Origin of the sequence: Paenibacillus borealis (genome assembly GCF_000758665.1) — a bacterium.
GTDB lineage: Bacteria > Bacillota > Bacilli > Paenibacillales > Paenibacillaceae > Paenibacillus_AQ > Paenibacillus_AQ borealis.
This window is the reverse complement of record NZ_CP009285.1, coordinates 5,423,739-5,445,453: the sequence shown is the minus strand read 5'-3', so window position 1 is coordinate 5,445,453 and position 21,715 is coordinate 5,423,739. Positions and strand designations below refer to the sequence as shown.

28 protein-coding genes are annotated in these 21,715 nt (G+C 49.9%); 27 read left to right on the top strand and 1 reads right to left on the bottom strand.

The annotated features are described in order from the left end of the window. Positions 1-4 precede the first annotated feature (4 nt). A complete protein-coding gene (locus tag PBOR_RS23270; protein WP_042215819.1) occupies positions 5-244 on the bottom strand; it encodes a hypothetical protein in 240 nt (79 codons plus the stop codon). A 469-nt stretch (positions 245-713) separates the two neighbouring features. Between PBOR_RS23270 and PBOR_RS23260 the strand changes: the two genes are divergently transcribed. The 27 genes from PBOR_RS23260 (at position 714) to PBOR_RS23125 (ending at position 21,680) form a co-directional block, all read left to right on the top strand. After that, positions 714-1,004 carry a hypothetical protein gene (locus PBOR_RS23260; RefSeq protein WP_042215815.1) on the top strand — a complete coding sequence of 97 codons (291 nt, stop codon included), beginning with the start codon at positions 714-716 and terminating at the stop codon, positions 1,002-1,004. Between the two features lie 99 nt (positions 1,005-1,103). Then, positions 1,104-1,589 (top strand): hypothetical protein, encoded by a 486-nt coding sequence (locus tag PBOR_RS23255; protein ID WP_042215813.1) that lies wholly within the window; start codon positions 1,104-1,106, stop codon positions 1,587-1,589. Between the two features lie 298 nt (positions 1,590-1,887). After that, a complete protein-coding gene (locus PBOR_RS23250; RefSeq protein ID WP_042215811.1) occupies positions 1,888-2,196 on the top strand; it encodes a PHD finger domain-containing protein in 309 nt (102 codons plus the stop codon). 15 nt (positions 2,197-2,211) lie between these two features. Beyond that, positions 2,212-2,385: a hypothetical protein gene (locus tag PBOR_RS37070; protein WP_157764104.1), complete on the top strand. Its 174-nt coding sequence runs from the start codon at positions 2,212-2,214 to the stop codon at positions 2,383-2,385. Between the two features lie 275 nt (positions 2,386-2,660). Beyond that, complete coding sequence (locus PBOR_RS37470; protein ID WP_042215809.1) at positions 2,661-2,855, top strand: hypothetical protein; 195 nt, start codon at positions 2,661-2,663, stop codon at positions 2,853-2,855. 301 nt (positions 2,856-3,156) lie between these two features. Next, positions 3,157-3,654 carry a hypothetical protein gene (locus tag PBOR_RS23235; RefSeq protein WP_042215806.1) on the top strand — a complete coding sequence of 166 codons (498 nt, stop codon included), beginning with the start codon at positions 3,157-3,159 and terminating at the stop codon, positions 3,652-3,654. A 258-nt stretch (positions 3,655-3,912) separates the two neighbouring features. Then, on the top strand, positions 3,913-4,584 hold the full coding sequence (locus PBOR_RS23230; protein ID WP_081972149.1) for a DUF4145 domain-containing protein: 672 nt from the start codon (positions 3,913-3,915) through the stop codon (positions 4,582-4,584). A 77-nt stretch (positions 4,585-4,661) separates the two neighbouring features. After that, complete coding sequence (gene terS, locus PBOR_RS23225; protein ID WP_042215804.1) at positions 4,662-5,444, top strand: phage terminase small subunit; 783 nt, start codon at positions 4,662-4,664, stop codon at positions 5,442-5,444. Continuing rightward, the gene (locus PBOR_RS23220) at positions 5,441-6,703 is read left to right on the top strand and encodes a PBSX family phage terminase large subunit (protein ID WP_042215803.1); all 1,263 of its coding nucleotides are present in this window, start codon (positions 5,441-5,443) and stop codon (positions 6,701-6,703) included. The genes terS and PBOR_RS23220 overlap by 4 nt, the downstream gene beginning before the upstream one ends. Before the next feature lie 36 nt (positions 6,704-6,739). Next, positions 6,740-7,192 carry a hypothetical protein gene (locus PBOR_RS23215; protein ID WP_042215801.1) on the top strand — a complete coding sequence of 151 codons (453 nt, stop codon included), beginning with the start codon at positions 6,740-6,742 and terminating at the stop codon, positions 7,190-7,192. Between the two features lie 62 nt (positions 7,193-7,254). After that, the gene (locus tag PBOR_RS23210; RefSeq protein ID WP_042215799.1) at positions 7,255-8,754 is read left to right on the top strand and encodes a hypothetical protein; all 1,500 of its coding nucleotides are present in this window, start codon (positions 7,255-7,257) and stop codon (positions 8,752-8,754) included. A 1-nt stretch (position 8,755) separates the two neighbouring features. Next, complete coding sequence (locus PBOR_RS23205; protein ID WP_042215797.1) at positions 8,756-9,811, top strand: phage minor capsid protein; 1,056 nt, start codon at positions 8,756-8,758, stop codon at positions 9,809-9,811. Between the two features lie 5 nt (positions 9,812-9,816). After that, on the top strand, positions 9,817-10,050 hold the full coding sequence (locus PBOR_RS23200) for a hypothetical protein (RefSeq protein ID WP_042215794.1): 234 nt from the start codon (positions 9,817-9,819) through the stop codon (positions 10,048-10,050). Positions 10,051-10,297: 247 nt separating this feature from the next. Then, on the top strand, positions 10,298-11,002 hold the full coding sequence (locus PBOR_RS23195; protein ID WP_042215792.1) for a hypothetical protein: 705 nt from the start codon (positions 10,298-10,300) through the stop codon (positions 11,000-11,002). Positions 11,003-11,017: 15 nt separating this feature from the next. Beyond that, positions 11,018-11,599, top strand: coding sequence for a hypothetical protein (locus PBOR_RS35650; RefSeq protein WP_052429614.1), 582 nt, complete (start codon positions 11,018-11,020; stop codon positions 11,597-11,599). Between the two features lie 35 nt (positions 11,600-11,634). Then, complete coding sequence (locus tag PBOR_RS23180) at positions 11,635-12,720, top strand: major capsid protein (protein WP_042215790.1); 1,086 nt, start codon at positions 11,635-11,637, stop codon at positions 12,718-12,720. A 62-nt stretch (positions 12,721-12,782) separates the two neighbouring features. Then, positions 12,783-13,142 carry a hypothetical protein gene (locus PBOR_RS23175; protein WP_157764102.1) on the top strand — a complete coding sequence of 120 codons (360 nt, stop codon included), beginning with the start codon at positions 12,783-12,785 and terminating at the stop codon, positions 13,140-13,142. 10 nt (positions 13,143-13,152) lie between these two features. After that, positions 13,153-13,539 (top strand): hypothetical protein, encoded by a 387-nt coding sequence (locus PBOR_RS23170; RefSeq protein WP_042215786.1) that lies wholly within the window; start codon positions 13,153-13,155, stop codon positions 13,537-13,539. Further along, entirely contained in the window at positions 13,536-13,853 is a 318-nt protein-coding gene (locus PBOR_RS23165) for a hypothetical protein (RefSeq protein ID WP_042215785.1), read from the top strand. The genes PBOR_RS23170 and PBOR_RS23165 overlap by 4 nt, the downstream gene beginning before the upstream one ends. After that, positions 13,846-14,298: an HK97 gp10 family phage protein gene (locus PBOR_RS23160; RefSeq protein ID WP_042215783.1), complete on the top strand. Its 453-nt coding sequence runs from the start codon at positions 13,846-13,848 to the stop codon at positions 14,296-14,298. The genes PBOR_RS23165 and PBOR_RS23160 overlap by 8 nt, the downstream gene beginning before the upstream one ends. Next, a complete protein-coding gene (locus PBOR_RS23155; protein WP_245647878.1) occupies positions 14,267-14,704 on the top strand; it encodes a minor capsid protein in 438 nt (145 codons plus the stop codon). The genes PBOR_RS23160 and PBOR_RS23155 overlap by 32 nt, the downstream gene beginning before the upstream one ends. Positions 14,705-14,706: 2 nt before the next feature. After that, positions 14,707-15,042 carry a hypothetical protein gene (locus tag PBOR_RS23150; protein WP_042215778.1) on the top strand — a complete coding sequence of 112 codons (336 nt, stop codon included), beginning with the start codon at positions 14,707-14,709 and terminating at the stop codon, positions 15,040-15,042. 20 nt (positions 15,043-15,062) lie between these two features. After that, positions 15,063-15,614, top strand: a complete 552-nt coding sequence (locus PBOR_RS23145; protein WP_042215775.1) for a hypothetical protein — start codon at positions 15,063-15,065, stop codon at positions 15,612-15,614. A gap of 80 nt (positions 15,615-15,694) precedes the next feature. Further along, positions 15,695-16,102: a hypothetical protein gene (locus PBOR_RS23140; RefSeq protein WP_099052487.1), complete on the top strand. Its 408-nt coding sequence runs from the start codon at positions 15,695-15,697 to the stop codon at positions 16,100-16,102. 32 nt (positions 16,103-16,134) lie between these two features. Further along, a complete protein-coding gene (locus PBOR_RS23135) occupies positions 16,135-16,401 on the top strand; it encodes a hypothetical protein (RefSeq protein ID WP_042215772.1) in 267 nt (88 codons plus the stop codon). Positions 16,402-16,404: 3 nt separating this feature from the next. Continuing rightward, on the top strand, positions 16,405-20,889 hold the full coding sequence (locus PBOR_RS35645; RefSeq protein ID WP_052429613.1) for a phage tail tape measure protein: 4,485 nt from the start codon (positions 16,405-16,407) through the stop codon (positions 20,887-20,889). After that, positions 20,886-21,680, top strand: a complete 795-nt coding sequence (locus PBOR_RS23125; RefSeq protein ID WP_042215770.1) for a phage tail domain-containing protein — start codon at positions 20,886-20,888, stop codon at positions 21,678-21,680. The genes PBOR_RS35645 and PBOR_RS23125 overlap by 4 nt, the downstream gene beginning before the upstream one ends. Positions 21,681-21,715 lie beyond the last annotated feature (35 nt).

The window sequence follows — 21,715 nt, the reverse complement described above, 5'->3', positions numbered from 1 at the left end:
ATGATTATTTAATGCCAGCCCATTGAGCTAAAGCCGGAAATAGTTCTCGAATGGTCGAGTCCCATCCACCTTTGTTACCATAGGGTTCATTCTCATATGAAAGAATTCCCCGACGAATAAATAACAGCTGAGGGCGTGTGTACTTCTCCATCCGATTGTTTGGATCAGGGTAAAACTTTTCCTCATCCGCCATTAAAACAATTTGTCCCATCAGTTTGTTAGCTACAAGATCAAGTTTTTTCATTACGTATTTCCTCCTCAAAATGTAAGTTTGCAACCAAAAATAACGGCTGCGGAGACCAACCTGTATTCGGTTACTGGCTGGTACTGCATTCCACCCCAAGATGAAAGAAATAGCAAGAGCTAAATGGTGATGATTAAAAAAAATTATACAGAACAAGCCGTAATTCAAAGAAATGTCACATAATTTGTCTGTTAATTAGGAAGGAGAGAGGGCGTATGGGCCGACTCAAATTTAAGATGTGGAAGGCAAAAACTCGCGACAGGGGTTACTATTCGGAATTCACGGACGGCAGAGGGGTATGTACTCAATCATGGTGGAGCAGCCCTCAGATGAGCATTGATCATGCTGGGCCCGAATATCTCATAAATCGTCACCCTAACGTGAAAACTGCCCGGCATAACGCCTTTTTTAAAGAGCGTTACAAACAGGAGATGGCCCGGATTAAGGGCGAGGAAGGGGATACACATTCATGATGAAACCACGCTACTTAATTTTGAAGGGCGGTAGCCCGGCAATTCACAAGCTCGGCGATATCGGCAGAGATGAAGATGACCTTATCTTTGTGAAATCGGAAACTGAGGACCACTTCATCGGAAATTTTGTAGAGGGATTCGGGTTTGCGGATGTTGAGTATAGGAAAAGCGATTGTCGACCGCTAACACCAGGTGAGATTGAGAAATTAAACAATAGCGCGTTCCAACTCGGTGGAGTCAGATACAAGATGCGGGTGGATTCAGAGGGGTATCCTCAGAAAAATTAAATAAATAACATGCAAAGACCCCCATATCCTTGGCCGGGGCGGGGGTCATTTCGGTAAATCATTCCTCTTGACATTATAACACAAAGGGGAATGAGGGGAATGGCGATGGCATACGAGCAAGGGGAATTGTTTGCTAAAGCATCAGAGGAGGAGATTACAGAGACCGAGTTCTACCTCGAACGATACCGGGACATGATTTTGTTTATTGAGGATTTCAACGGATTCCAATCAGAAATGGCTCAGGTTGCGGTTGATGGAGAGGCTGCTCGCAGGTTGAGTGCGGACGAGCTGCACGCCGACAAGACGGCTAATGCTGTAATCCTGACCGAAAAGCAGAAATGGATGTATGAGCGGTACCGCGTTTATACGTTCATGATCTTCAGGGCATACAACCTAATTCCGCATCAGGGAATAAAGAAGGTGATCAAGGCTCGCTTCATTGAAGGGCATAACCGCAGCAATACAATTCTGTTTACTTACGCATCAGGTAGCACCGTGGATCGTTACATTGAGCGGGGAACCAAGATGATAGCGAACTCCTTGGTACAGATGGGATTCTTCGATGAAATTTTGAAGAGGAACTGATGAAAACATGGCGGAATAGCGGGGTTTTCTGAACACCACATGAAGATTCTACCGTGCTATATTGGTAATGTGGAAATCAGGCGAGAGTGACACGCACGGCTGCAGTAATGCAGCATTAACCGAGGCGTACCTCCTCTCGCTTTTTCTTTTACTCCGATCTTGTTACCCTTGTCCCCCTAGAACCGTGACCACAACGGTTAAAGTTCGGATCGTGGAGGCATCCGGCCGCCTGAGTGAGTGCCGGATTTAATTTGTTCCAACCGATGATAAGATCAAATCAAACTTCTGGAGGGTTACTATGAACGGTATGCCGGTTAAATGTGATAACTGTAAGGGTGGATTTCATATCTTCGTGCAGCATCGCCGACTTGAAGACTCAATTGAGGAAACGTATTTTGAGTGTCCTTACTGCCAACAACACTACCCGTCCTTTTATACGGACACTGCCGTCCGTGAGAAACAGCGCTCCATCACTAAGCTGCGGGAGCGATTCGATGCTCTGAAGAATCCTGCGAAGCGTGATGTTCTCCAGGAAAGAATCGAGCGGGAGCAGGCGGAAGTCAAGGTTCTTATGGACGAACTGAAACTGAAATATAAGCCGGTATAACTGGAGGTGCTCATCGTGGAAGTCGGGAACATTAGGAAATTCGGATATCGGGTAAATGGTAACATCGTCAATCAGCCTGCCCGGGTCATCAGCACGAATAAAGTTACTTCGGGACTGAAGGTTATAGAAGCTGAGTTTCAAGACGGAACAGTCCGGAAATACTCCCGGCAACATATGCCGAAAGAGTGAGAAATGAAGAGTGAGAATGAGATTTCCGGGAGCACATCTTCTGTGATCAGCTGCGGCGGTTTTGACTCCGATTTCTCCAGATCAGTAAAATGGTCTTGTTCTCCTCTGTAACAATGGAGATAAAGATTTAAGCAAAGAGCGCGGCGCATTTGCTGCGGATGCGAAGCGGACGCCGCTCTATAGACCAGGCTCATCGCAGGATTGAATCGAATACATATTCCGAAGTCGCTCATTTATTGGGCGGCTTTTTTATTATGAGGAAAGGAGCAGCAGCCATGGATATGAAGCTCAATGATCAGAATAAGCTTACTTCTGGATTGATTATTCTCTGCTGTGAAAGACGATTTTTCATTCCTCAATCAGCTCTTGATGAAAATGAAGAGTTATTCTGCATCGGCTGCAACCAGCCTATGTTATTCAAGGGCAGCAACGGTGAATGGTATATTCCCGGGAAGAAGGTGGATTTCTGATGGTGAAGACGAAGCGAATGAAACAGAAGGACCCGCCCCAGCAGCCGGAGAAATGCGTAGGTTGTATATGGGGGCGATGGGAAGGAACAGCTCAGTTTTGTTCCAGAGTGAAATGTCAAAGAGACAAACCTCAGTCTCCAAAGTATCTCGAAAAATATCAAGTGGGTACCGCTTGTCATGGTATCTCAAATAGTATGGATGAATTCCTTCGGAGTTTAGCTAAGAAAATAGATTGGCCAGATTAGTGCCAGAAGGTAAAAACTTCCTTGATGTCGAATTATGATGTCGAAGGAGGATGGCTATGAACTTTGATTTCGGTGGATTTACAGGTGGAATAATTGGTACTATAGGTGCATTTGGCGCTGCATGGTACACTCTAAAAAAACAAGAAAAATCAAAAAGACCGGCTATTTATGCTAAAACCATTGCTGAATCGAGATTTTTATTTAATTTGTTGCGTGGATTCGAATGGGATATAACTTTGGCAACCAAAAGAGTCGAATCTATTGAAGAAGATCCAAGGCTCAATTTATTAGAGGTGAAGTATCTTGTAAGAGACCACTTGAAAGTATTAGAAGAACATATTCCTAAAGCAATTGAAACAGACTTACGAATTGCTAGCTCTTTAATGGATTACGTCTCAGAACTCGACGACCTAAATTATAAATATAGGAAAGATGATAGTGTAGAAGAGACCAACTTATATAAAACCGAACATGAGAGTATTTCCACAAATACACGACAGAAGCTATTTGGTATACGAAGCGAAGTTGAGAATAAGGTTAGAAGAATAACTTGAATAGTTCGATACTCTTAATGTTACATCTCGCTCTGTGAGCCTATTTCAGCGTTTATTGTTGAGGGCGTCCGTTTGTGAGGATGAAGTCTGAGAAGGGCAGGTAGCAGCAAGCCACACAGTGTGCAAGCGGATTACGGACCGACCCTACAGCAAAACCGACATAACATAAATTCTAATACTTATTCAGCGATTTCCACCTTGACGCTTTCCTTCTATTAATTAATATTGATATAAATCAAATATTTTAGGGGAGTAATTATGAGCAGACAAATTTTATACTCACGTCCTGAAAACGGGAAATATGCAGTTGAATATCCTTCTTATGTAGATCGATACCCAGATAAATGTCCTGTTTGTAATGTTGTTGTTGAACCGAGAATCATTTATGCTAAATTTTTCAGTCGAGGTATATCGGAAGCAGTTTTTTTATGCACAAAAAATGATTGCAACTCTCTATTTATTTCATATTATTATTCTGGCGACATTAACTTATGGACTTATTCAAGAAGCGAACCTCAAAAACTTATATTGCCAAAGTTCAGTGATGAAATAAATGAATTGTCGCCATTGTTCAAAGAAATTTATGGACAAGCATACACGGCTGATAATTCTGGACTGAATCATGTAGCTGGAATGGGATATAGAAAAGCTTTGGAATTCTTGATAAAAGATTACTTAATTAATTTTCTTGAAAAAGAAAGAGAAGTAATTGAAAAGAAACTTTTAGGAAAATGTATTAAGGATGATGTTGACAATTCAAATATCAAACTGGTTGCTGAGAGGGCAGTATGGATTGGGAATGATGAGACACATTATGTCCGGAAATGGGAAACCAAAGATATTTCTGACCTTAAAAAACTAATCGATGTCACAGTTCATTGGATTTCATCTGAGATTATCACCAAGAGAGTAATTGAAGAAATGCAGTAGTTAACAACGCACCTGAGTTAATTCGGGTGCTTTTTCTTTTGCCCTAAATCTTATGCCGGGGGTGGTGACATGTAGCTATGAACTGGGATGATATCAGAAAAGAATACGAGACAACGGAAATCACTTTGCGTGAATTAGCTGAGAAATACGTTATCAAATACCCGACGATCAAAAGCCGGAACCAGCGGCAGGGATGGGTCAAGGATGCATCTCCGGGAGCTACGGATGCATCCAGCGATAAAGATGCATCCAAAAAACGGCGCGGTCCTCCAAAGGGAAACAAGAACGCCGTTGGCAATCGCGGCGGTGCTCCTCCCGGCAGTAAGAATGCGCTGGGAAACAAGGGCGGGCACGGCGGGCCATACCGAAATGATAAAGCCGTCACCCATGGCTTCTTCCGTAAGTTCCTGCCTGACGACACCGCCGAGATCATGGAGCAGCTTGAAACCCGTTCCCCTATCGATATGATGTGGGATCAGATCACGATTCAGTACGCTGCTATTCTCCGGGCGCAGCAGATCATGCTGGTGAAGGACCGGGATGATCTTACGAAAGAGCTTAAGAAGTCCAAACTGGTCACTACTGAGAAAACGGATAATGAGGAAACCGAGTGGGAGATTCAGTTCGCCTGGGACAAGCAGGCTACCTTCCTAACTGCGCAGAGCCGGGCAATGACCACACTGCAGAACCTTATCCGGCAGTATGACGAGATGTGCAGGCAGGATGGAGCGGATACAGAACATCAGCTCCGCGTTGAGAAGCTCAAGAAGGAAATTTCGATTCTTGATAAGAAAGGCGGGAGTGATGGCAGCAAGCCGCCTCTTCACATCATCGTAGATTACGGGGATGATGCATCATGAGTGCTCCGGTAGTCGTGGCGTTCAATTCTCATTTCAAGATCATTAACCGTTCTAAGCATCGGTACCGGGTGATGCGTGGCAGCGCCGGATCTGGCAAATCCGTTAATATAGCACAGGACTTCATTTTGAAGCTTGGCGATCCGAAGTATGAGGGTGCCAACCTGCTGTGTGTCCGGAAGGTCAATGAAACCAACCGGAATAGCACCTACGCGGAGCTGGTCGGCGCGATCAACCGGATTTACGGTGATCAGGCTGATGAATACTGGGAAGTCCTTCGTTCACCGCTGATGATCCGCAGCCGGGTAACCGGTAATGAGATCATATTCCGCGGCATGAATGATGTGCGGGACCGCGAAAAGGTCAAATCTATCACCTTCACCAAGGGGAAGTTGGTCTGGATTTGGGTGGAGGAAGCAACTGAGCTGCAGGAATCTGATGTCGATATTCTGGATGACCGGCTGCGCGGGGTTCTGCTGAATCCTTATCTCTATTATCAGATCACCTTCAGTTTCAACCCGGTGTCGGCTTCCCATTGGATTAAGAGGAAATACTTCGATTACTCGAGTCCGGATATCCTGACGCACCATTCCACGTATCTGCAGAACCGGTTCATCGATGAAGCCTACCACCGCCGTATGATGATGCGTAAGGAGCAGGATCCGGATGGATACGAGGTTTACGGGCTGGGAGAATGGGGCGAGCTCGGCGGCCTGATCTTCAAGAATTTCATTGTGCATGACTTCGATACTTCCTTCGGGATGTTCGACAGCATGCATCATGCGCAGGACTTTGGATTTAACCATGCAAATGCCATTCTCACGGTCGGTGTCAAAGACGGTGAGTTTTTTGTATGCAACGAGATATACGTCCATGAAATGGCCACAGACGGGATCATTGAGCTGGCTGATCGGCAGGGCCTTAGTAAGTACCTGGCGATGTACTGCGATTCCGCCGAGCCTGACCGCATTCAGATGTGGCAGAATGCCGGATACAATGCTTCTGGTGTAATGAAGGAGCCCGGCAGCGTGCAGGCTCAGATCGATTACCTGAAGCAGCGGAAGATACACATTCATCCCGATTGCGTCAATACCATCAAGGAGATACAGCAGTGGTCATGGCGGAAGGACAAGAAGACAGGGCTTTATCTGGATGAGCCAGTTAATGTGTTTGATGACGCAATGGCTGCGCTTCGCTATTCGGCTGAGCCACTTAGACGGCCAGAGTCGATATATTCAAATCAACGCCCTTCAGGCTGGTGATTCTGTTACAATGGAATTAATTGGAGGGAAGTTAAAATGGTGAACTCTATTAAGAAGAACAAATTTCAATATGAACTGGGGGAGAAGTGGGCCAGAGAGTTTTTTAATGGCGCAGAAGATCACAGTTTCATTTTAGAAACCAGAGCTCATGATTACGAGAGAGATCATCTAGGGGCGAGCACAGATGTGGCTTTAACTAAGAAACAAATAGGTGATCTACTAACGAAATTTGAGTTTTTAGAAACAAAAAATAATGATTTAGTTATCATTCGGACCTACAGCAAAGGCGGTCAGTTCTCACCTGCATACTGTTTTATAGTAGTAGCCAATCAACAATTGCTTGAAAATAATAAAAAGACTCCTTTATATTTTCGATTATCCGGTAAAAACGGCAAAGAAGACTGGTTAGTTAAAGGCAAAGGCTTGGTTCAATACTTTCCGATAGACACTTCTCTTTTAGAAACCGGAACTGGGCACGAAAACCAATAGGATTATTCAGATAGTCGCTCAAATGAGCGGCTTTTTTTATTGCCAAGAAAGGAGGAAATACCGTGACCATCATTTACAGCAAGAAGCGTTTCCCCCCGCCGCCTTATGATGTCGAGGTCGAGGACATGAATTACTACCGGCTGCTCTATGGCGGAGATCATGACCAGATATTCCCGCGGGCTCGCAGCATCCAGACCACGGAGCGAGTTTTCCGGCGGTCGCGGCCGGGTTTAATTCGCCGCGGCATGAGCGCAGACATCAAGATTACAAGCGAGCATCAGTATGTTGTGGTCAACTTTGCCAGCCTGGTGGCTGAAGTGCCGGCTGACCTGATCAACCGTGCGCTCGGCAATGTGTCGGCGGACGTGGAGGCTGGTCCGGAGCTGGAGTTTGTTTCCGCCGTGGTCACTGCTTCCAAACCTAATGACAAGATATGGTCGGCAATCACGCAGCATCAAGTAGATGGCCTTATCGCTTACCGGATCCGGCGGAGTGCCAAGGGCAAGGTCTGGTTCGAATGGGTGCTGGGTGATCGGTTCTTTCCGCATGAGGATGGGAGCGGGGCTGATCTGGCTTGGATCGAGGAGTGGGATGACCGCAGAGGCAGTAAGCTGAAGTTTCTCCGGGTTGAACGGCAGGAGCTCAGCGACGAAGGGCTTACCATTCAGCAGCAGGTCTATGAGATGGACGGCGAGACTGTTGGTGATCAGATCGATATTAACCAGTATGCTGTCACTTATGAAATCGAGATCCCGGATGACGAAACCCTGAAGGATGTCACCGAGCTGCTATGTGGCTTCGTGATCAACGATGAAACCCTGCTGCATCCCCGGGGCCGTTCGGCTCTGCGGAACATCGACACCATCCAGGAGGAAATCAACTGGACCATCACCCGTGATTCCATCGTCTTCGACAAGCACGGCAAGCCGAAGCTGGCGATCCCCCGGGCCTTGTGGGACACGGTTGCCAACCAGAACCAGCGGGATTACGGCGCTCGGTTTGTTCGCGGAGCGGATCTGGAGGTTGTTTCCTTCGATGAGAAGACCGGGGCCATCCCGCAGTACATCACCTGGGATGCGAAGACGGACCAATCCTTCAAGCATGTAGAGCGTCTGATCCGTTACTTGCTGGCCGTATCGAAGACTTCTGTCCAGGCTGCCGGGCTGGAAGATGCCAAGGGAGATACAGGCATTGCGCTGCTGTACCTATGGATTCAGTCGGTGATCAAGGCCGAAGCCATTCAAGCGAAGTTCGACGGGGCCATCAAGGACGCCATCCGGAAGTGCATGTTGCTGGAGAATGCGATCGGCAAGGGCGGGCTGAAGCCTGTTAACCCGGTCATTGAGTGGGGAACCATGCTGCCGAAGGCTGAGAGCGAGAAGGACGAAGAAGAGAGCAAGAAGTATGTCGATGGCGTCCAATCGCTTGAAACCACGGTCCGCCGGATGCATCCAGACTGGTCTGAGGAAGCAATCGCTGCCGAGATCCAGAAGATTCAGGATGAGAAGGCGGTCGACACTTTAAACCCAACCTACACGCAGCCGCCCCGGGTGACGGTGTAGGATGGCTACGTCGGAGGAACTGATCGCTCAGTATGTCCTGACGGACGAACGCCTGAGAGCCCTAGTCCAATCGTTGGAGGTCGGCAATATATCAAACCGCCGCAGGCAGCAGCTGCTTCGGCAGGTTGAGGTCATCATCGAGGAGTTGACCAGTAGCGCCGGGCAAGGTCTGGCTGATCTGGTTGGCTCTGAATACCGTAACGGGGCTGCTATAGCGGTTGAGCAGATGACGGCAGCGGGGATAGCGGCTGAAGCGGTTAACAGTTCGCTTAAGATTATCATCCACCAGCAGGCGGCACAGACGATCTCAGACGAGGGATTCTATTCCATCCTTGAAGCATCGGAGCATATGAGTCGCGATGCCAAACGGCGGATTGAAACTGCCGTTAGCCGTGCGAATGAGCAATCGCTGATCCAGGGCGTCAGCCGGAGGCAAGCCACGAAGAATGCCGTTGCCGAGGTTAATAAGCAGGGCATCACCGGGATGATTGCTAAGAACGGTGCTGAGATTCCTGCTGACAAGTACATGGCTGGCGTTGTGCAGTACCATCAGCGCAAGGCGCATGTCACCGGTACCGAGAACATGGCCGTGCAAAACGGACAGGACCTGGTGTATGTCAATTCTGTCGGCATCACCTGTTCGATGTGCGCCAAGTATCAGGGCCGTGTCTATTCCATCAGCGGAGCAGACAAGCGATTCCCAAAGCTGGAGCTGCGGCCGCCGTATCATAGCCATTGTGTTCACTCCCTGTCGGTATGGGTGGAAGAATATACGCCTGCTGCTGAGGTCGAGCAGACCATCAAGGACAGCAATCGATCGTTTGAACAGGAAAGCCGCACCGAAGCCAACATAAAGCGATACAACGAGCTGCAGCGTGAGAAGTCACGGAAGAATGAGACCCGGAAACAATGGATCAGGTACAAGGCCACGCTGCCGGATGATACTCCTGACCTGAAGCAGTTCGCCAGTAACAAGGTGCGGGGAACGAAGAAATACGGGGAGTTGCAGGAGCTTTACCGGGCGGCGAACATTGAGATTAAGAAGAAGGGGGGCTGATTGCCTTGGATGAGATCAAGGAACGGCGAGACCTTCGCGCAGGCAAAGTCACTCCCCTGGCATGCGCAGGTAGCCTACAACAGGCAGCCGAACAAGGGCGCATTGAGGCATTTGTTGCTGTGGTGAAGTTGGCCGATGGAAGCATTCAGACGGTTTGGAGTCATATTCAGAACACTGAAGCACTCGGCCTGCTGGAATGCGGCAAGGATGATGTGATGATCCAGATGAGGGAGGGATGATTTTTGAACGTGCATAAATGTACTGACCTTCCTTCATCCTGGGTGGATATCACTTATGATGAACAGGAAAAGGAATGGGATTTACGGATTGATTTCGATCAATCAACATCAATTCAATATTGTCCGTTCTGCGGATGTGAACTGAAGCCACTCTAACCGAGCGGCTTTTTCTTTTGTCCAAAACGCCGTGACGACACTAAAAGCTGCGGCAGGCAGTCCACCCGGACTTAAACAGGAGGTCAACAACATGTACACATATATTTCAAGACGGTTTCCACGGTTTCATCAATTCTTCGCACCGGACGGTGGCGGCGGTGAAGGTGGAGCTGGAGCTGGAGGCGGCGAGGGCGGCGGGACTGGTGGTGAAGGAGGAGCGGCAGGGGAAGGTAAAACCTTTACGCAGGCCGAGCTTGATGCTGCTGTTCAGTCACGCCTTTCCCGCGCCGAGAAGGCAGCGCAGAAGACGCTGGCTAAAGATCTGGGCTACGACTCAGTCGAAGCCATGCAGGCAGCCCTTAAGCCGAAGGACAAAGAAAAAGGAGACGGGAAACTTGATCCCGCTGAAGTCGACCGCCTGGTCGAGGACAAAATCAAGGCGCGTGAGAAGGAACAGAACGACAAGACCTTCAAACGCTTGCTAAATGCCGAGGTAAAGGTACTGGCGAACGAACTCGGGTTTGCCGATTGGGAGGATGCTGCTGCGCTGTCTGATCTGACCGCCGTCAAGGAGAATGACAAAGGCGAGCTGGAGGGCGTCAAGGAAGCGCTGGAGGCGCTGGCAAAGAAGAAGCCGCACCTGCTGAAGGCTAAGGCTGGTAGCACTGGCCGATTTGGTGCAACCGTTCCGAACTCCCCGGACCAGAAGAAGTCCGCACTTGAGAACATCAAGAAATTGGCCCAAAACGACAGCACTGCAACCGCAGCTGCTAATGACCCTTGGGCAAAAAAATAAGGAGGAATACTCGTTATGAGATTACAACCACGTCCACTCTTTGAAGTGGAAGGCGATTATGAAATCTTCGCATCGATGGAAGTCGTCCGGTTTATCACGAACGGCGCTACCGTTGATTACACCAAGGTCCCTGCTGATGCCAACGGTGATCGCATCATCAAGAAAGGTACACCAATGGCAAAGATCACGGCATCCGGAAAGTATCGTCCATACACCGGCGGGCTCGCTCTTACGGCCAACGTCGCAGCAAACGCAACTACAGCTGTGCTCAATGACGTCAGTCGGCTGGTTGTCGGGGATATCATTACCTTCTACAACGGTACGAACACCGAGCCTAAGACCATCACCGCGATTAATGCCGGTACTAAGACGATCACCTTCACGGCGATTACCAATGCTTATACCACAGCTAACGGTGTGCTGACCAATGCCGACGGCGGTGACAACCCGACGTTCATCACAGTCCGGACATCAAATGTCAAGGATGGCGACCATGTCATCGGCGGCGTCGAAGTGGCGAAGCTACTTTCTGCACGCCTGGCCGTTACCGTTGATGCTGCCCTGAAAGCCAAGATGCCCGGCATCACCTTTGCATAAACCAATTCTACTCACTTGAAAGGAATGAATAACATATGGATCCAGAACTGTTGTTGTTAGAAGAGGCGTTGTCCGGGGAGGAATTGCTGGTCTATGCGTCCAACCTCACGATTCAGAATGATTACTGGCAGAATATCCTGTTCCCACCGCTGCAAACGGATGAGTTGACAGTCGATGTGATCAAGTCGGCATCTTCGCTGCCAGTCATGGCACAGATCGCACACCTTGGGACTGAAACTAAGTACGGTTCCCGTGAAGGTACATCCGGACAGCGCATTGAGATTCCTAAGATTCAGCGCGGCCGTTGGATGGATGAGAAGTTGATCCGTTTGCTGCTCATGGCAAGCCAGGCATCCGGCCTGCGTAGACAGGAAGTTGCCAGCATTGTGCGGGATCAGTTGGATGATGCGAAGTATGCAGTATCCAGTATCCGGGCCCGTAAAGAGTGGATCGCCATGCAGGCAGCGAGCCTTGGTGCTGTAAACTATGTCGAGGACGATGTCCGTATTACTGTTGACTATGGTTTTACCAATGATCAAAAACCTGTTTTAAGTGGTACTGATCGATGGAGCGATTTGGTGAATTCTACTCCACTCCTCGACATGCAGACATGGTATAACATCCAGAAAGCCCGCGGGGTGATCCTGGAACGCGCCTTTACTAGCCAAACTGTTCTCTCGTACCTGCTGAACAACCTGTCCATGCGGCAATTCTACTTCGGCAACCCAACGGGGACGGCAGTGCCACCACAATTGGATTCGAGCCAACTGGACCAGATCACAGACCGCATGAAGCTGCCGCGTATTCTTGCTTACGATACGGTTGCCCGGACAGAGGACACTGCCTTGGTAAACGGCAAGACCAGTTACAGTACGGTGCGTATGACGCCGGAAGATCGGTTTGTCATGCTGCCAGGCGGCAAACTGGGTGACTACCTGTGGGCTGAGACAACCGAATCCATGGTATCCGGCATCGAAGCGGAAACGACTGCAGAGAACGGCATCTATGTATTCCGCGACCTGGTCAGCAAGCATCCACTGCGACTTCGCACGGTGGGTGTTAACCTGGCCTTCCCGTCGTTCCCTTATGCGGATTCTGTAATGAGTGCAACTGTAATCTAGGAGCCCCCCGGGGGCTCTTTTCTTTTATCACGTAACATCACGTAGAGGAAAGGGTGAATAAAGTGGATATCAAACTGAAGGGCGTTGTGAAGAACGGCGGCAAGTGGTTGAAGCCGGGAGATATTGTCCGCAAAGTGGATGATGAAATCGCCTTGGATCTGATTGCTAAGGAATATGCTGAGGAAGTCGAACCACTGCCAGAGGATGACACCGAGTTGCAGGCACTGCGGGAACGGGCAAAGGTGCTCGGCGTGCCGCAGGCTGGCCGTCTGGGTGAAGCAAAACTGAAGGAAGCCATCGCCGAGAAAGAAGCTGAACTGCAGGAGCTCCGCACTAAGGCTGCTAAGCTGGACATTGAAGGCTTTGACACCAAGACAGCTGAGGAACTTACTGCGGCCATTGCAGAAGCTGAAAAGAAGTAGGTGATGTGTCATGCCCACTACCGAAGAGGTCAACCTCTGGATAGCGGAGAATGTCCTCGATACCGAAGCATGGGATAAGAAGCCATTGAAGCAGCCACTGGCTGTAAAGCAAGCTGAACGTAACCTTGCCCGGTGGTATCCCGCCGTCATCCTGACCGTGGAGATTGCTGCCCTTCAATCCATCTGGGAAATGCAAGGGCTGGACCCAGCGCTCAAGTTCCAGAAGCATGGCGTCAAGTCGGTCGATGACCATGGCGAAGGTGTCACGTACAGCGGAATCCGTGATGTTGTGGCTCCGGACGTGCGGGACCTGCTCGGGAAGACGGCCAGCGAGATTGCAGAAGAAGAGGCTGAGGAAGGCGGAACCGACCTGCAGTATGGCGGGTGTCTGATATGAGTCTGTTCGGATATCCTGCGACCGTTTCCCATTATCACCCCGGTGTCGATGATTGGGGCCGCCCTCTGCCAGCCGTTCCGGTGGAGAAGGATGCCAAGGTGGTCGAGGAGCAAAAGCTCGTTAAGAACGCCAAGGGCGAGGAGATAACGGTCGCTTACACCGTCTACCTGGAGGGAATCAATGCTGTTGGCTTCGATGACTGGCTACTTTACACCGATGCGATAGGTACGGAGATTCGGATCGACGTAAAGCACTATGAGATCCGGAAGTATCTCGGTACTGACGATGTGAAAGAAGTGGTTCTGTATGGCTGATAATGGCGCGTTCTCATTTGAGCTGGACGGTTTGGACAAAATCATTGACCGGCTCGATGATCTGGAGAAGGACATCGAAATCCGCCTTGATGCGACACTGACCAAACTGGCTATGAAGATCATTCATGATGCAAAGCGGCTGGCTCCTAATGATAGCGGCGATTTGGAGGGATCCCTGGAAGTGGGGGAGCTGATTCAGCTAATCGGATTATCCTCCATCGACTTCGGGGCTACTGTAGATGTGAATGATTACTCCGTCATCCAGCATGAGGGATTTAACAAATCTTCGTTGGGCAAGGTGATCACACTCAAGCCTGGGGAGAAGACCCTAAGCAAAGGTAATTACAGAGGTTATATGCCGGGCAAGAAGTACCTTGCAAATGCCATCAAATTGAACGAAAAGCTGATCAAGAGTGAGCTGTCCAAGATTCTGGAAGGATGGTGATGCCATGCTCGCAAGTGATCTGATCAATTTCCTGACCGGCGCGGGCTACTCCGTGTATCCGGATGCTAACTTTGTACCTGCAGATCTCCCTGAGGCAAAGTTTCCTTGCCTCTTCGTTGAAGACTCTGGCGGTCCTCCACCGGATGACTATGTTCCGACGGAGCGGCCGTCCTATCAGATTATCGTCAAGGGTAAGTCCTACAAGGCAAACCCGGTCAACATGGCAACTGCTGAAGCTGTGGCGAAGGGATTGTCCAAGCTACTGCACCGAGAATCAAATTACATGGTCGGTAGCACCTATGTCTTTTCCAGCGTGGCCACAATGCAGCCGAGCTTCATTGGGCTGGATGAGAAAGACAGGCCGATCTATTCAACCAATTTTGAGTTTTACGCGAGGGAGGAATAATCATGGCTAGAGCCACAATAGCGAGATCAACCGCTAGTTTGGCGGGAGTAGAATTGGCGACGCAGGCCGCGAACTCCGCCGATGACATGCAATTTCAGAACAATGGTGCTCAACTGTTGTACGTCGATAATGGATCCGGCAGCGCGGTGAATGTGACGATCCCGATGTCCACTGATAAACACGGCCGCACCGGGCAGAAGGTTGTTTCTGTTCCTGCAGGTGATCAGAGCTTCATTGGACCATTCGATGCCGAACTGTATAACCAGGGCGGCTTTGTCCATGTCGATTTTTCCGTAAGCACAGACATCCTTGTGGGTGTTCTGAGCTTGCAATCATAAGAGAGGAGCTGAATTAATTCATGAGTGATATCAATAATATTTACGCTGGCCCCGGCATTTTCACCTGGGGGATTAATGCGGATGGTACTGAAGAATCTGATGCTATTACCATCGACCTGACCCAGGGCGGTATCAATTTCACAACGACCACAACTTACTTCGAACCAACCGTTGACCAAACAGGTACTGCGCCGGTGAAGTCCATTGTCACGGGTACCACAGGAGCGATCAACTTTGAGACTCCAGATATGGACTTCGAGAAGGTTGTCTCGTATAACCCGAATGCATCCAAGGTTATAGACGGCGATACCCCTGCAAAGGTAAAGTATCAGGTCACAGGTTTGGCTGGTAAGGAGCTGCCTCGCAAACGAGCGGTTATCAAACCGCAGGGTATCACTGATCCTTCCCGGTTCATTTACATCGAGAGTGTCGGCATCAAGTTTGATATGAACGCCGCGTTCGTCCTGGATAACAACCTGCGGCTGACTGTGGCTGCTATGGCTTATCCGGATGTTAATGCCACACCAAAGGGCCTGCTCTACACCTGGGGCGATATCACCGCCACAGCGTAAATCATAATTGAATAGAACCATTCTGGGAGAGGGCATTGTGCCTTCTCCTTTTTTTGTATTTCGAGAAATGAGGGATGAACGTGTTTCCACTTACCAGAAAAGATAAGCTGAAGCTCGGCAGCCGCACGGTGTCCATACCGAAGCTTACCAGGAACCGCCTGAAGAAGCTGACAGACCACCTCGGCACGATCGGTGATCTGCTCGTAAAGATATTCCTTACTCCGGAAGCTGACCGATCTGTAATGATCGTAGCCGGAGCCGAGATCATGATTGACGAGATATACGAACTCACATCGCTCATGAGCGATATCGACATAAATGAGCTCAGTGAGCAGGCTAGCCTGGCTGAATGTACTGAATACCTGAATTTGACTTGGCAGAAGAACGACATGAATACAGCCTTAAAAAACTTAAGCGGCCTGATTCCGCCGATGGCTCAGCAATTCGTGACCTCAATCGCGGCTCGTCAGAGTCAGGCCCAGGGTTAACCTATGACGATTTTGTTTTACGCTGCTGCACGGTGCTGGATAAGACACAGCATCAGATCGAGAACGAGTACTTCTTTATTGATCTGCCGCAGCTGCTGCTCCTGAAGGATCAGGCTCGTGCATCGGAAGTGATTGCTCAGCTTGAGATTGCGTCTTACCCACATATCACGGACCAGAAAGTCCGGCAGGAAATCATTAATCGCTATATCAAAGTGTTGCCGAAAGCGCCGGAGAAGCCGCGGGCTTCCGCAGAAGACCAGTATCAAGCGCAGCTTGCGCGCATGAAGGGAGGAGGATAATCAGTGGCTGGAGGAAACCTCGGGGAATTGAAGGCGCGGCTGACTGCCGATGCCAATGGGATCAAGCGCGACATCAAAGAAGTGAAGAAGGATTTCGCCAGTATGGGGGAGACGGCCAAGAAGGCCGGAATGGACCTTCAAACGCTGAATAGGGCGCTGGCAGAGTCTGGCGTCAGTGCAGAACAGATCAGCAAGATCAATAAAAGCATGGGTCAGGCTGAGAAAAGTACAATTGGTGCAGCCGATGCTGCCAAAAAGATGGGCAATCATGCTCACGAGGCAACCGGGAGCTTCATGAAGCTGAATATGGCTTTGCAGGACGTCGGTGCCAGCGGTCAGAACATTGACAACATTAATGCAGCGATCCGCCGGGCGAATCCTGAAGTGTTTGAACAGCAACTTGCCAGTGTAAGAGAGGAGCTTGAGAATCTCGGAGTCAGCAGTTCAGTCATTGATGACATCATTGAGCAGATGCAAGAGCTTAATGAAGTAACCGGTAGCGTTGATTTTGAGATCCAATCACTTGGAGCTGCATATGCAGCCATGGCAATTGCTGTTGGAGCTGCGATTGCCAAGTCCGTACAGACAGCAGCTGACTTCGAACAGGCCATGCAGAATGTCAAGGCGATTACGGAAGCAACCGGTGCTGACTTCGAAGCTCTGCGTATCAATGCGATTAAGCTCGGTGCTCAGACCAAGTTCTCGGCTTCACAGGCCGCAGACGCAATGTCTGAGCTGGGACAAGCAGGATTTGACACGAAGGAGATTATCGCGGCAATGCCGGGTGTGCTGTCGCTGGCGGCAGCAGGTAATGTTGATCTGGCCACAACCGCGGATATTGCCTCTTCCATCCTGCGCGGCTTCGGGATGGCTGCTACTGAGACCACTCGAGTTGTGGACGTGCTGGCATCGTCCAGTATTTCGACCAATGCCGATGTGACTGACCTGGGTATGGCGATGAAATACGTCGCCCCGGTTGCCAAGTCCATGGGGCTGTCTCTCGAAGAGGCCACTGCGGCTGTTGGTGCCCTGTCTGATGCCGGCATTAAAGGCGAGATGGCGGGTACCGGATTACGGGCGATCCTGTTGGCGCTGGCTTCTCCTTCCAAAGAAGCTGCCGGATATATGGATAAGTTGGGTTTCTCGATTAAAGATGCCGCAGGTAATATTCTTCCGTTATCCGGAATTGTCCAACAACTAACAGAGATCTGGCCGCGGCTGACCCAGGCACAACAGGCTGACGTAGCTGCCACGCTGGCCGGGCGCGAAGCGGCATCTGCATTTATTACGCTGATTGAATCTGGAAGCGGCAAGCTCAATGCTTATACCGATTCCCTTGCCGAAGCAGGCGGAACTGCAGAACGTGTTGCAAAAACTCAGATGGATACCCTGAAGGGCGCCGCAGATAACATGGGCAGCGCCTTTGAGTCTGCTGGAATCATCATCGGGGACATGTTCCTGCCGGCAGTCAGGGAAGCGGTTGAAGGTATCACCGCCTTACTCACCGGATTCTCCGAGCTTGATAAGTCAACGCAGGCTGCGCTCATTACCTTTGCGGCTTTACCACCGTTACTGCTTGGAGGCGTAGTCGTTGCTTACCAACTCAAAAAGGCCATCGATGCTGTCAAAATAGCCTACGAAGCCGCGATATTGGCGGGGACACTCACCGCAAGAACAATCCCAATGTTAGGGCTTTTAGCTGTAGCCATTGGAGCGGTCGCTGCCGGCGCAGCCTTTCTCGTCGGGAAGTACAATGAGAGCAAGGAGGCTACTAAGAACTTTGAAGCAGCGCAGGCGGAGCTCAACGATACTCTTAATGATTCTCCTGTTAAGCGTTCCGTTGATGATCTGACCGAGCTCCGCAAGAAGACGGAGGATCTTACCAAGGCACTTCATGAGCGCGAGAAGTTGCAACAACGGCTAAATGAGATTCAAAAGAAGGCTGATGCCGGTCAAGGGAATCCCCAGATGTTGTCCGAAGCAATGGACATCAATGAGCAACTGGAAAAGATCGATAAAAATCTCAGAAGCATGGGCTTCGATGGCGCGGAAAAGGCGACTGAGAAGCTTAAGGAAATGAACACGGCGATTAAGGGTTCTGTGGGTGCTCTCTTTGAAGAACAGAAAGCGGAAGTTTCTGACCTAGCTGCAAAGAACGACAAGCTGAAGGCTTTGGAAAAGTCGCTCGCTACCTTCAAAAAACTCTCCTCAGCTCAGAAGTTGGATCAGGCACAGAAGAAGGAGCTCGTCGATGCTACGAACGCACTCAAACGGGAGTATCCTGGTCTTAATGCTGTCCAAGAGGAAGACGGACGGATTCGAGCGGATAACATCGGTGTTATTGAGGGCCAAATCGAGTCAGACCGATACTTTACCAATCAGGCTATCTCTGGAGCAAGTAAACGGATGCAGGCTCTGGTGACAGAGACAGCGGCACAGAAAGCGGCCGTTGAGGCTCAGATCAAGAATTACGGTGAACTCCTAAAATCTATGAATGCGGTCAATGGTGTCCAAGCTTCCACATTTGCTGAATCGGTGAAGCAAAACGAGGAAAGAGCGAAGAGGACGACTCCTAACGTCATGGACATCGTGAATAATACTTTGAAGGTGCAGACGGAAAAAGAACTGACCAAACTGACAGATCAACAGCGGGAACTGGCGGAGAAACAAAAGGTAATTGAAGTTGCCGCCGCCGCTCTATCATCAGGTAATTTTGACTTGGATGGTCCAAACGGTCCAGGCATTGATCTGACTGATCCGGAAAAGCCGAAGAAGGATAAACCAGCCACCGGAAAAACAGCTGCTGAGCTTGCTGCCGAAGCTCGCCAGGCTGCATATGAGGCTGACCTGAAGACCATTCAGTTCCAGGCTGACTATTATGACCTCACTGCTGAAAAGCAGATGGAGAAGTACGAGGCACTCCGGAAAAAGCATGCTAAGTTTCTGGCTGAATCTGTGGATGATGCCCGCACACTGACCCTGCAACTCAAACGTTTGAGTGAGGATTCGGTCAAGTCCCGGTATGACTTTTCTGCCACCTGGATTGATGCTGAATCCAAACGGATGGAGGACAGCGGGAAGACAGAACTGCAGATTGCTCAGATGAAACTGGACTCCTGGACACGCCTGCGGGATCGCTACAGTAAAGATTCTGAGCAGTACAAGGCAGCGGATGATCAGGTCCGGCAATCCCGCAAGGAAGTTGCCACCGAGACGGAGACGCAGATCAGCGAACTGTACGAGAAGCGGTCCAAGCTGATTGAGAAGGAAGCCCGCCGGTTAGAAGAGTCCGGAGCCACCGAAGCGGAGATCGCCGCATATAAGGTGAAAGCCTGGACGGACCTGCGAAATCAATATGCCATCGACACAACATATTACGAGAAGGCGGATGAGGAACTCTACCAGTCCCGGAAGGACCTGACCGACAAGACGCTGGATCTGACCAAAGAACTGGTCGATGCCGAGAAGGACCGAATTGATGAGGCCCAGAAGGCTGAACTGGCTGCGATTGAATCCCGTAAAGATGCTTATGTTACTGCGCAGGACGCCAAGATCAAGGCTATTGATGATCTCCTTGCGAAGGAAGCTGAAGCGAACAGTGATCTGGATTATGAAGAGGAGCTCGCAAAGAAGAACGCTCGCATCGATCTGCTTGCTTCTGCCGTTGGTAAGGATGGCCTTAAGGAACGGCAGAAGACCATTGAAGAGCGCGACAAACTCATTGAGGACCACGAACGCGACCTGCGCAAGCGGGACCTGAACAACCAGAAGGACGCGCTGCAGGATGAGAAGGACGTTCAGCTGCAGGCATTCGAGGATGAGAAGGATAAAACCGAAGCCCATTATGATGATCTAAAAGAAGCCTTTGATACTTATTCCGATGACATCAAGGTGATTGAAGCGGGCATCGCTGCTTTCCGGGTATCTTCCGCTGGTACGGCCAATACGCAGATTCTGACTGATCTAGACGCCTTCATCATTCAGTACCAATCGAAGATGTCAGCAATCTCTGCTGCCAAACAAGCAGCTCAGAAGGATGCTGACCTTGCTGAGTACAATGCCAACAAGGATGCCTATGCCGCAGCTGCAGCAGCAGGTAACCGTACTGAAATGGTGAGGTTAGCCTCTCGGAATCAAGCGCTTCGCGATCTGTACGGCATTACCAAGGACACTGGCGATAAGCTGCAGAGTTTCGATGTTGGTGGTATTATCCCGGGAGCTGCCGGCGCCCCCGTACCGATTATCGCACACGGGCAGGAAGCAATCTTTAACACTGCGCAGCTCAATGGCTTGTTCCGCATCCTGGATAACCCCAGCATTATCGGAGCTGCAGCGGGTGTGACGAAGTCCGAAACCAAAGTCGAGAACCACATCGACATGTCCGTAAACGGCGTAACCTTGGAAGACCGGGCAGACACGGAAATCCTTTATTCTGAACGAGAGAAGACGGCTCGGAGGATGCAAACGATGGGAGTGAAGTCCGGATGAACGACGTATCAGTAAACGGTGTCTGGCTCTCAACCTTGAACATCCTGCTGGTCTCCCGTGACCTACCGCCCCTGCCGGATACCGAGGAGAACACCATCAAGCTTGCCGGCAGGGACGGCGTAAAGAGCTTCGGCAGTACCTATGCGGCCCGGCCTCTCGGCCTGGGTCTATTTATCATGGGTGACGATTATTACGGCACTGTGGCGAATCTGGCCCGTGTATTTGATGTGAAGAATGGCCCAGCAATCGTCATCTTTGATGATATTCCGCAAAAGAGGTTCATCGCTGAATATCGCGGTTCTATGGCATTCGATACTTCGACGGGAAATCGGAAGATTGATGTGCCCATGAAGATGGATGATTCGTGGATCGAGTCGATACAGGATACCGAGCTCCGGGAATATGGAGAGGGCCTTTCCTTTGGGGAGGGCTATTTTTATATCTCCGATTCTTCGTTCTCGATTACAGCAAGCGGTCAGACCTTTACCGTTAACAATGAAGGTTCTACCTTGGCTTACCCATTGATCCGTATCACAGGGGCGTTTACAAACCTTTCGATGAGTGATGGCATCCAGACCTTGACCATCACCGGCAGCGCTGGAACTAACGATGTATTTGAGATCGATTGCGACCTGGATAAATGCTCGGTGCGGCTTAATGGGGTGAATGCTTGGTCCCGCAGCAATGGTGTGTTTTTTGTTCTTGAACCAGGGGAGACAACATTCACTGTGACGGCCACCAGCCCCAATATCACTGTTGAAGTGATCTACCGCTATCAATATCTCTATTAGAAAGGAGCTGCTACAAAAATGACATTTGCGCGGAG

What these genes read in the sequence shown, in the direction of transcription:
- PBOR_RS23270 (WP_042215819.1), bottom strand. Translation starts at nt 244, where the DNA reads ATGAAAAAACTTGATCTTGTAGCTAACAAACTGATGGGACAAATTGTT.
- PBOR_RS23260 (WP_042215815.1), top strand. Translation starts at nt 714, where the DNA reads ATGATGAAACCACGCTACTTAATTTTGAAGGGCGGTAGCCCGGCAATT.
- PBOR_RS23255 (WP_042215813.1), top strand. Translation starts at nt 1,104, where the DNA reads ATGGCGATGGCATACGAGCAAGGGGAATTGTTTGCTAAAGCATCAGAG.
- PBOR_RS23250 (WP_042215811.1), top strand. Translation starts at nt 1,888, where the DNA reads ATGAACGGTATGCCGGTTAAATGTGATAACTGTAAGGGTGGATTTCAT.
- PBOR_RS37470 (WP_042215809.1), top strand. Translation starts at nt 2,661, where the DNA reads ATGGATATGAAGCTCAATGATCAGAATAAGCTTACTTCTGGATTGATT.
- PBOR_RS23235 (WP_042215806.1), top strand. Translation starts at nt 3,157, where the DNA reads ATGAACTTTGATTTCGGTGGATTTACAGGTGGAATAATTGGTACTATA.
- PBOR_RS23230 (WP_081972149.1), top strand. Translation starts at nt 3,913, where the DNA reads ATGAGCAGACAAATTTTATACTCACGTCCTGAAAACGGGAAATATGCA.
- terS (WP_042215804.1), top strand. Translation starts at nt 4,662, where the DNA reads ATGAACTGGGATGATATCAGAAAAGAATACGAGACAACGGAAATCACT.
- PBOR_RS23220 (WP_042215803.1), top strand. Translation starts at nt 5,441, where the DNA reads ATGAGTGCTCCGGTAGTCGTGGCGTTCAATTCTCATTTCAAGATCATT.
- PBOR_RS23215 (WP_042215801.1), top strand. Translation starts at nt 6,740, where the DNA reads ATGGTGAACTCTATTAAGAAGAACAAATTTCAATATGAACTGGGGGAG.
- PBOR_RS23205 (WP_042215797.1), top strand. Translation starts at nt 8,756, where the DNA reads ATGGCTACGTCGGAGGAACTGATCGCTCAGTATGTCCTGACGGACGAA.
- PBOR_RS23195 (WP_042215792.1), top strand. Translation starts at nt 10,298, where the DNA reads ATGTACACATATATTTCAAGACGGTTTCCACGGTTTCATCAATTCTTC.
- PBOR_RS35650 (WP_052429614.1), top strand. Translation starts at nt 11,018, where the DNA reads ATGAGATTACAACCACGTCCACTCTTTGAAGTGGAAGGCGATTATGAA.
- PBOR_RS23180 (WP_042215790.1), top strand. Translation starts at nt 11,635, where the DNA reads ATGGATCCAGAACTGTTGTTGTTAGAAGAGGCGTTGTCCGGGGAGGAA.
- PBOR_RS23170 (WP_042215786.1), top strand. Translation starts at nt 13,153, where the DNA reads ATGCCCACTACCGAAGAGGTCAACCTCTGGATAGCGGAGAATGTCCTC.
- PBOR_RS23165 (WP_042215785.1), top strand. Translation starts at nt 13,536, where the DNA reads ATGAGTCTGTTCGGATATCCTGCGACCGTTTCCCATTATCACCCCGGT.
- PBOR_RS23160 (WP_042215783.1), top strand. Translation starts at nt 13,846, where the DNA reads ATGGCTGATAATGGCGCGTTCTCATTTGAGCTGGACGGTTTGGACAAA.
- PBOR_RS23150 (WP_042215778.1), top strand. Translation starts at nt 14,707, where the DNA reads ATGGCTAGAGCCACAATAGCGAGATCAACCGCTAGTTTGGCGGGAGTA.
- PBOR_RS23145 (WP_042215775.1), top strand. Translation starts at nt 15,063, where the DNA reads ATGAGTGATATCAATAATATTTACGCTGGCCCCGGCATTTTCACCTGG.
- PBOR_RS23125 (WP_042215770.1), top strand. Translation starts at nt 20,886, where the DNA reads ATGAACGACGTATCAGTAAACGGTGTCTGGCTCTCAACCTTGAACATC.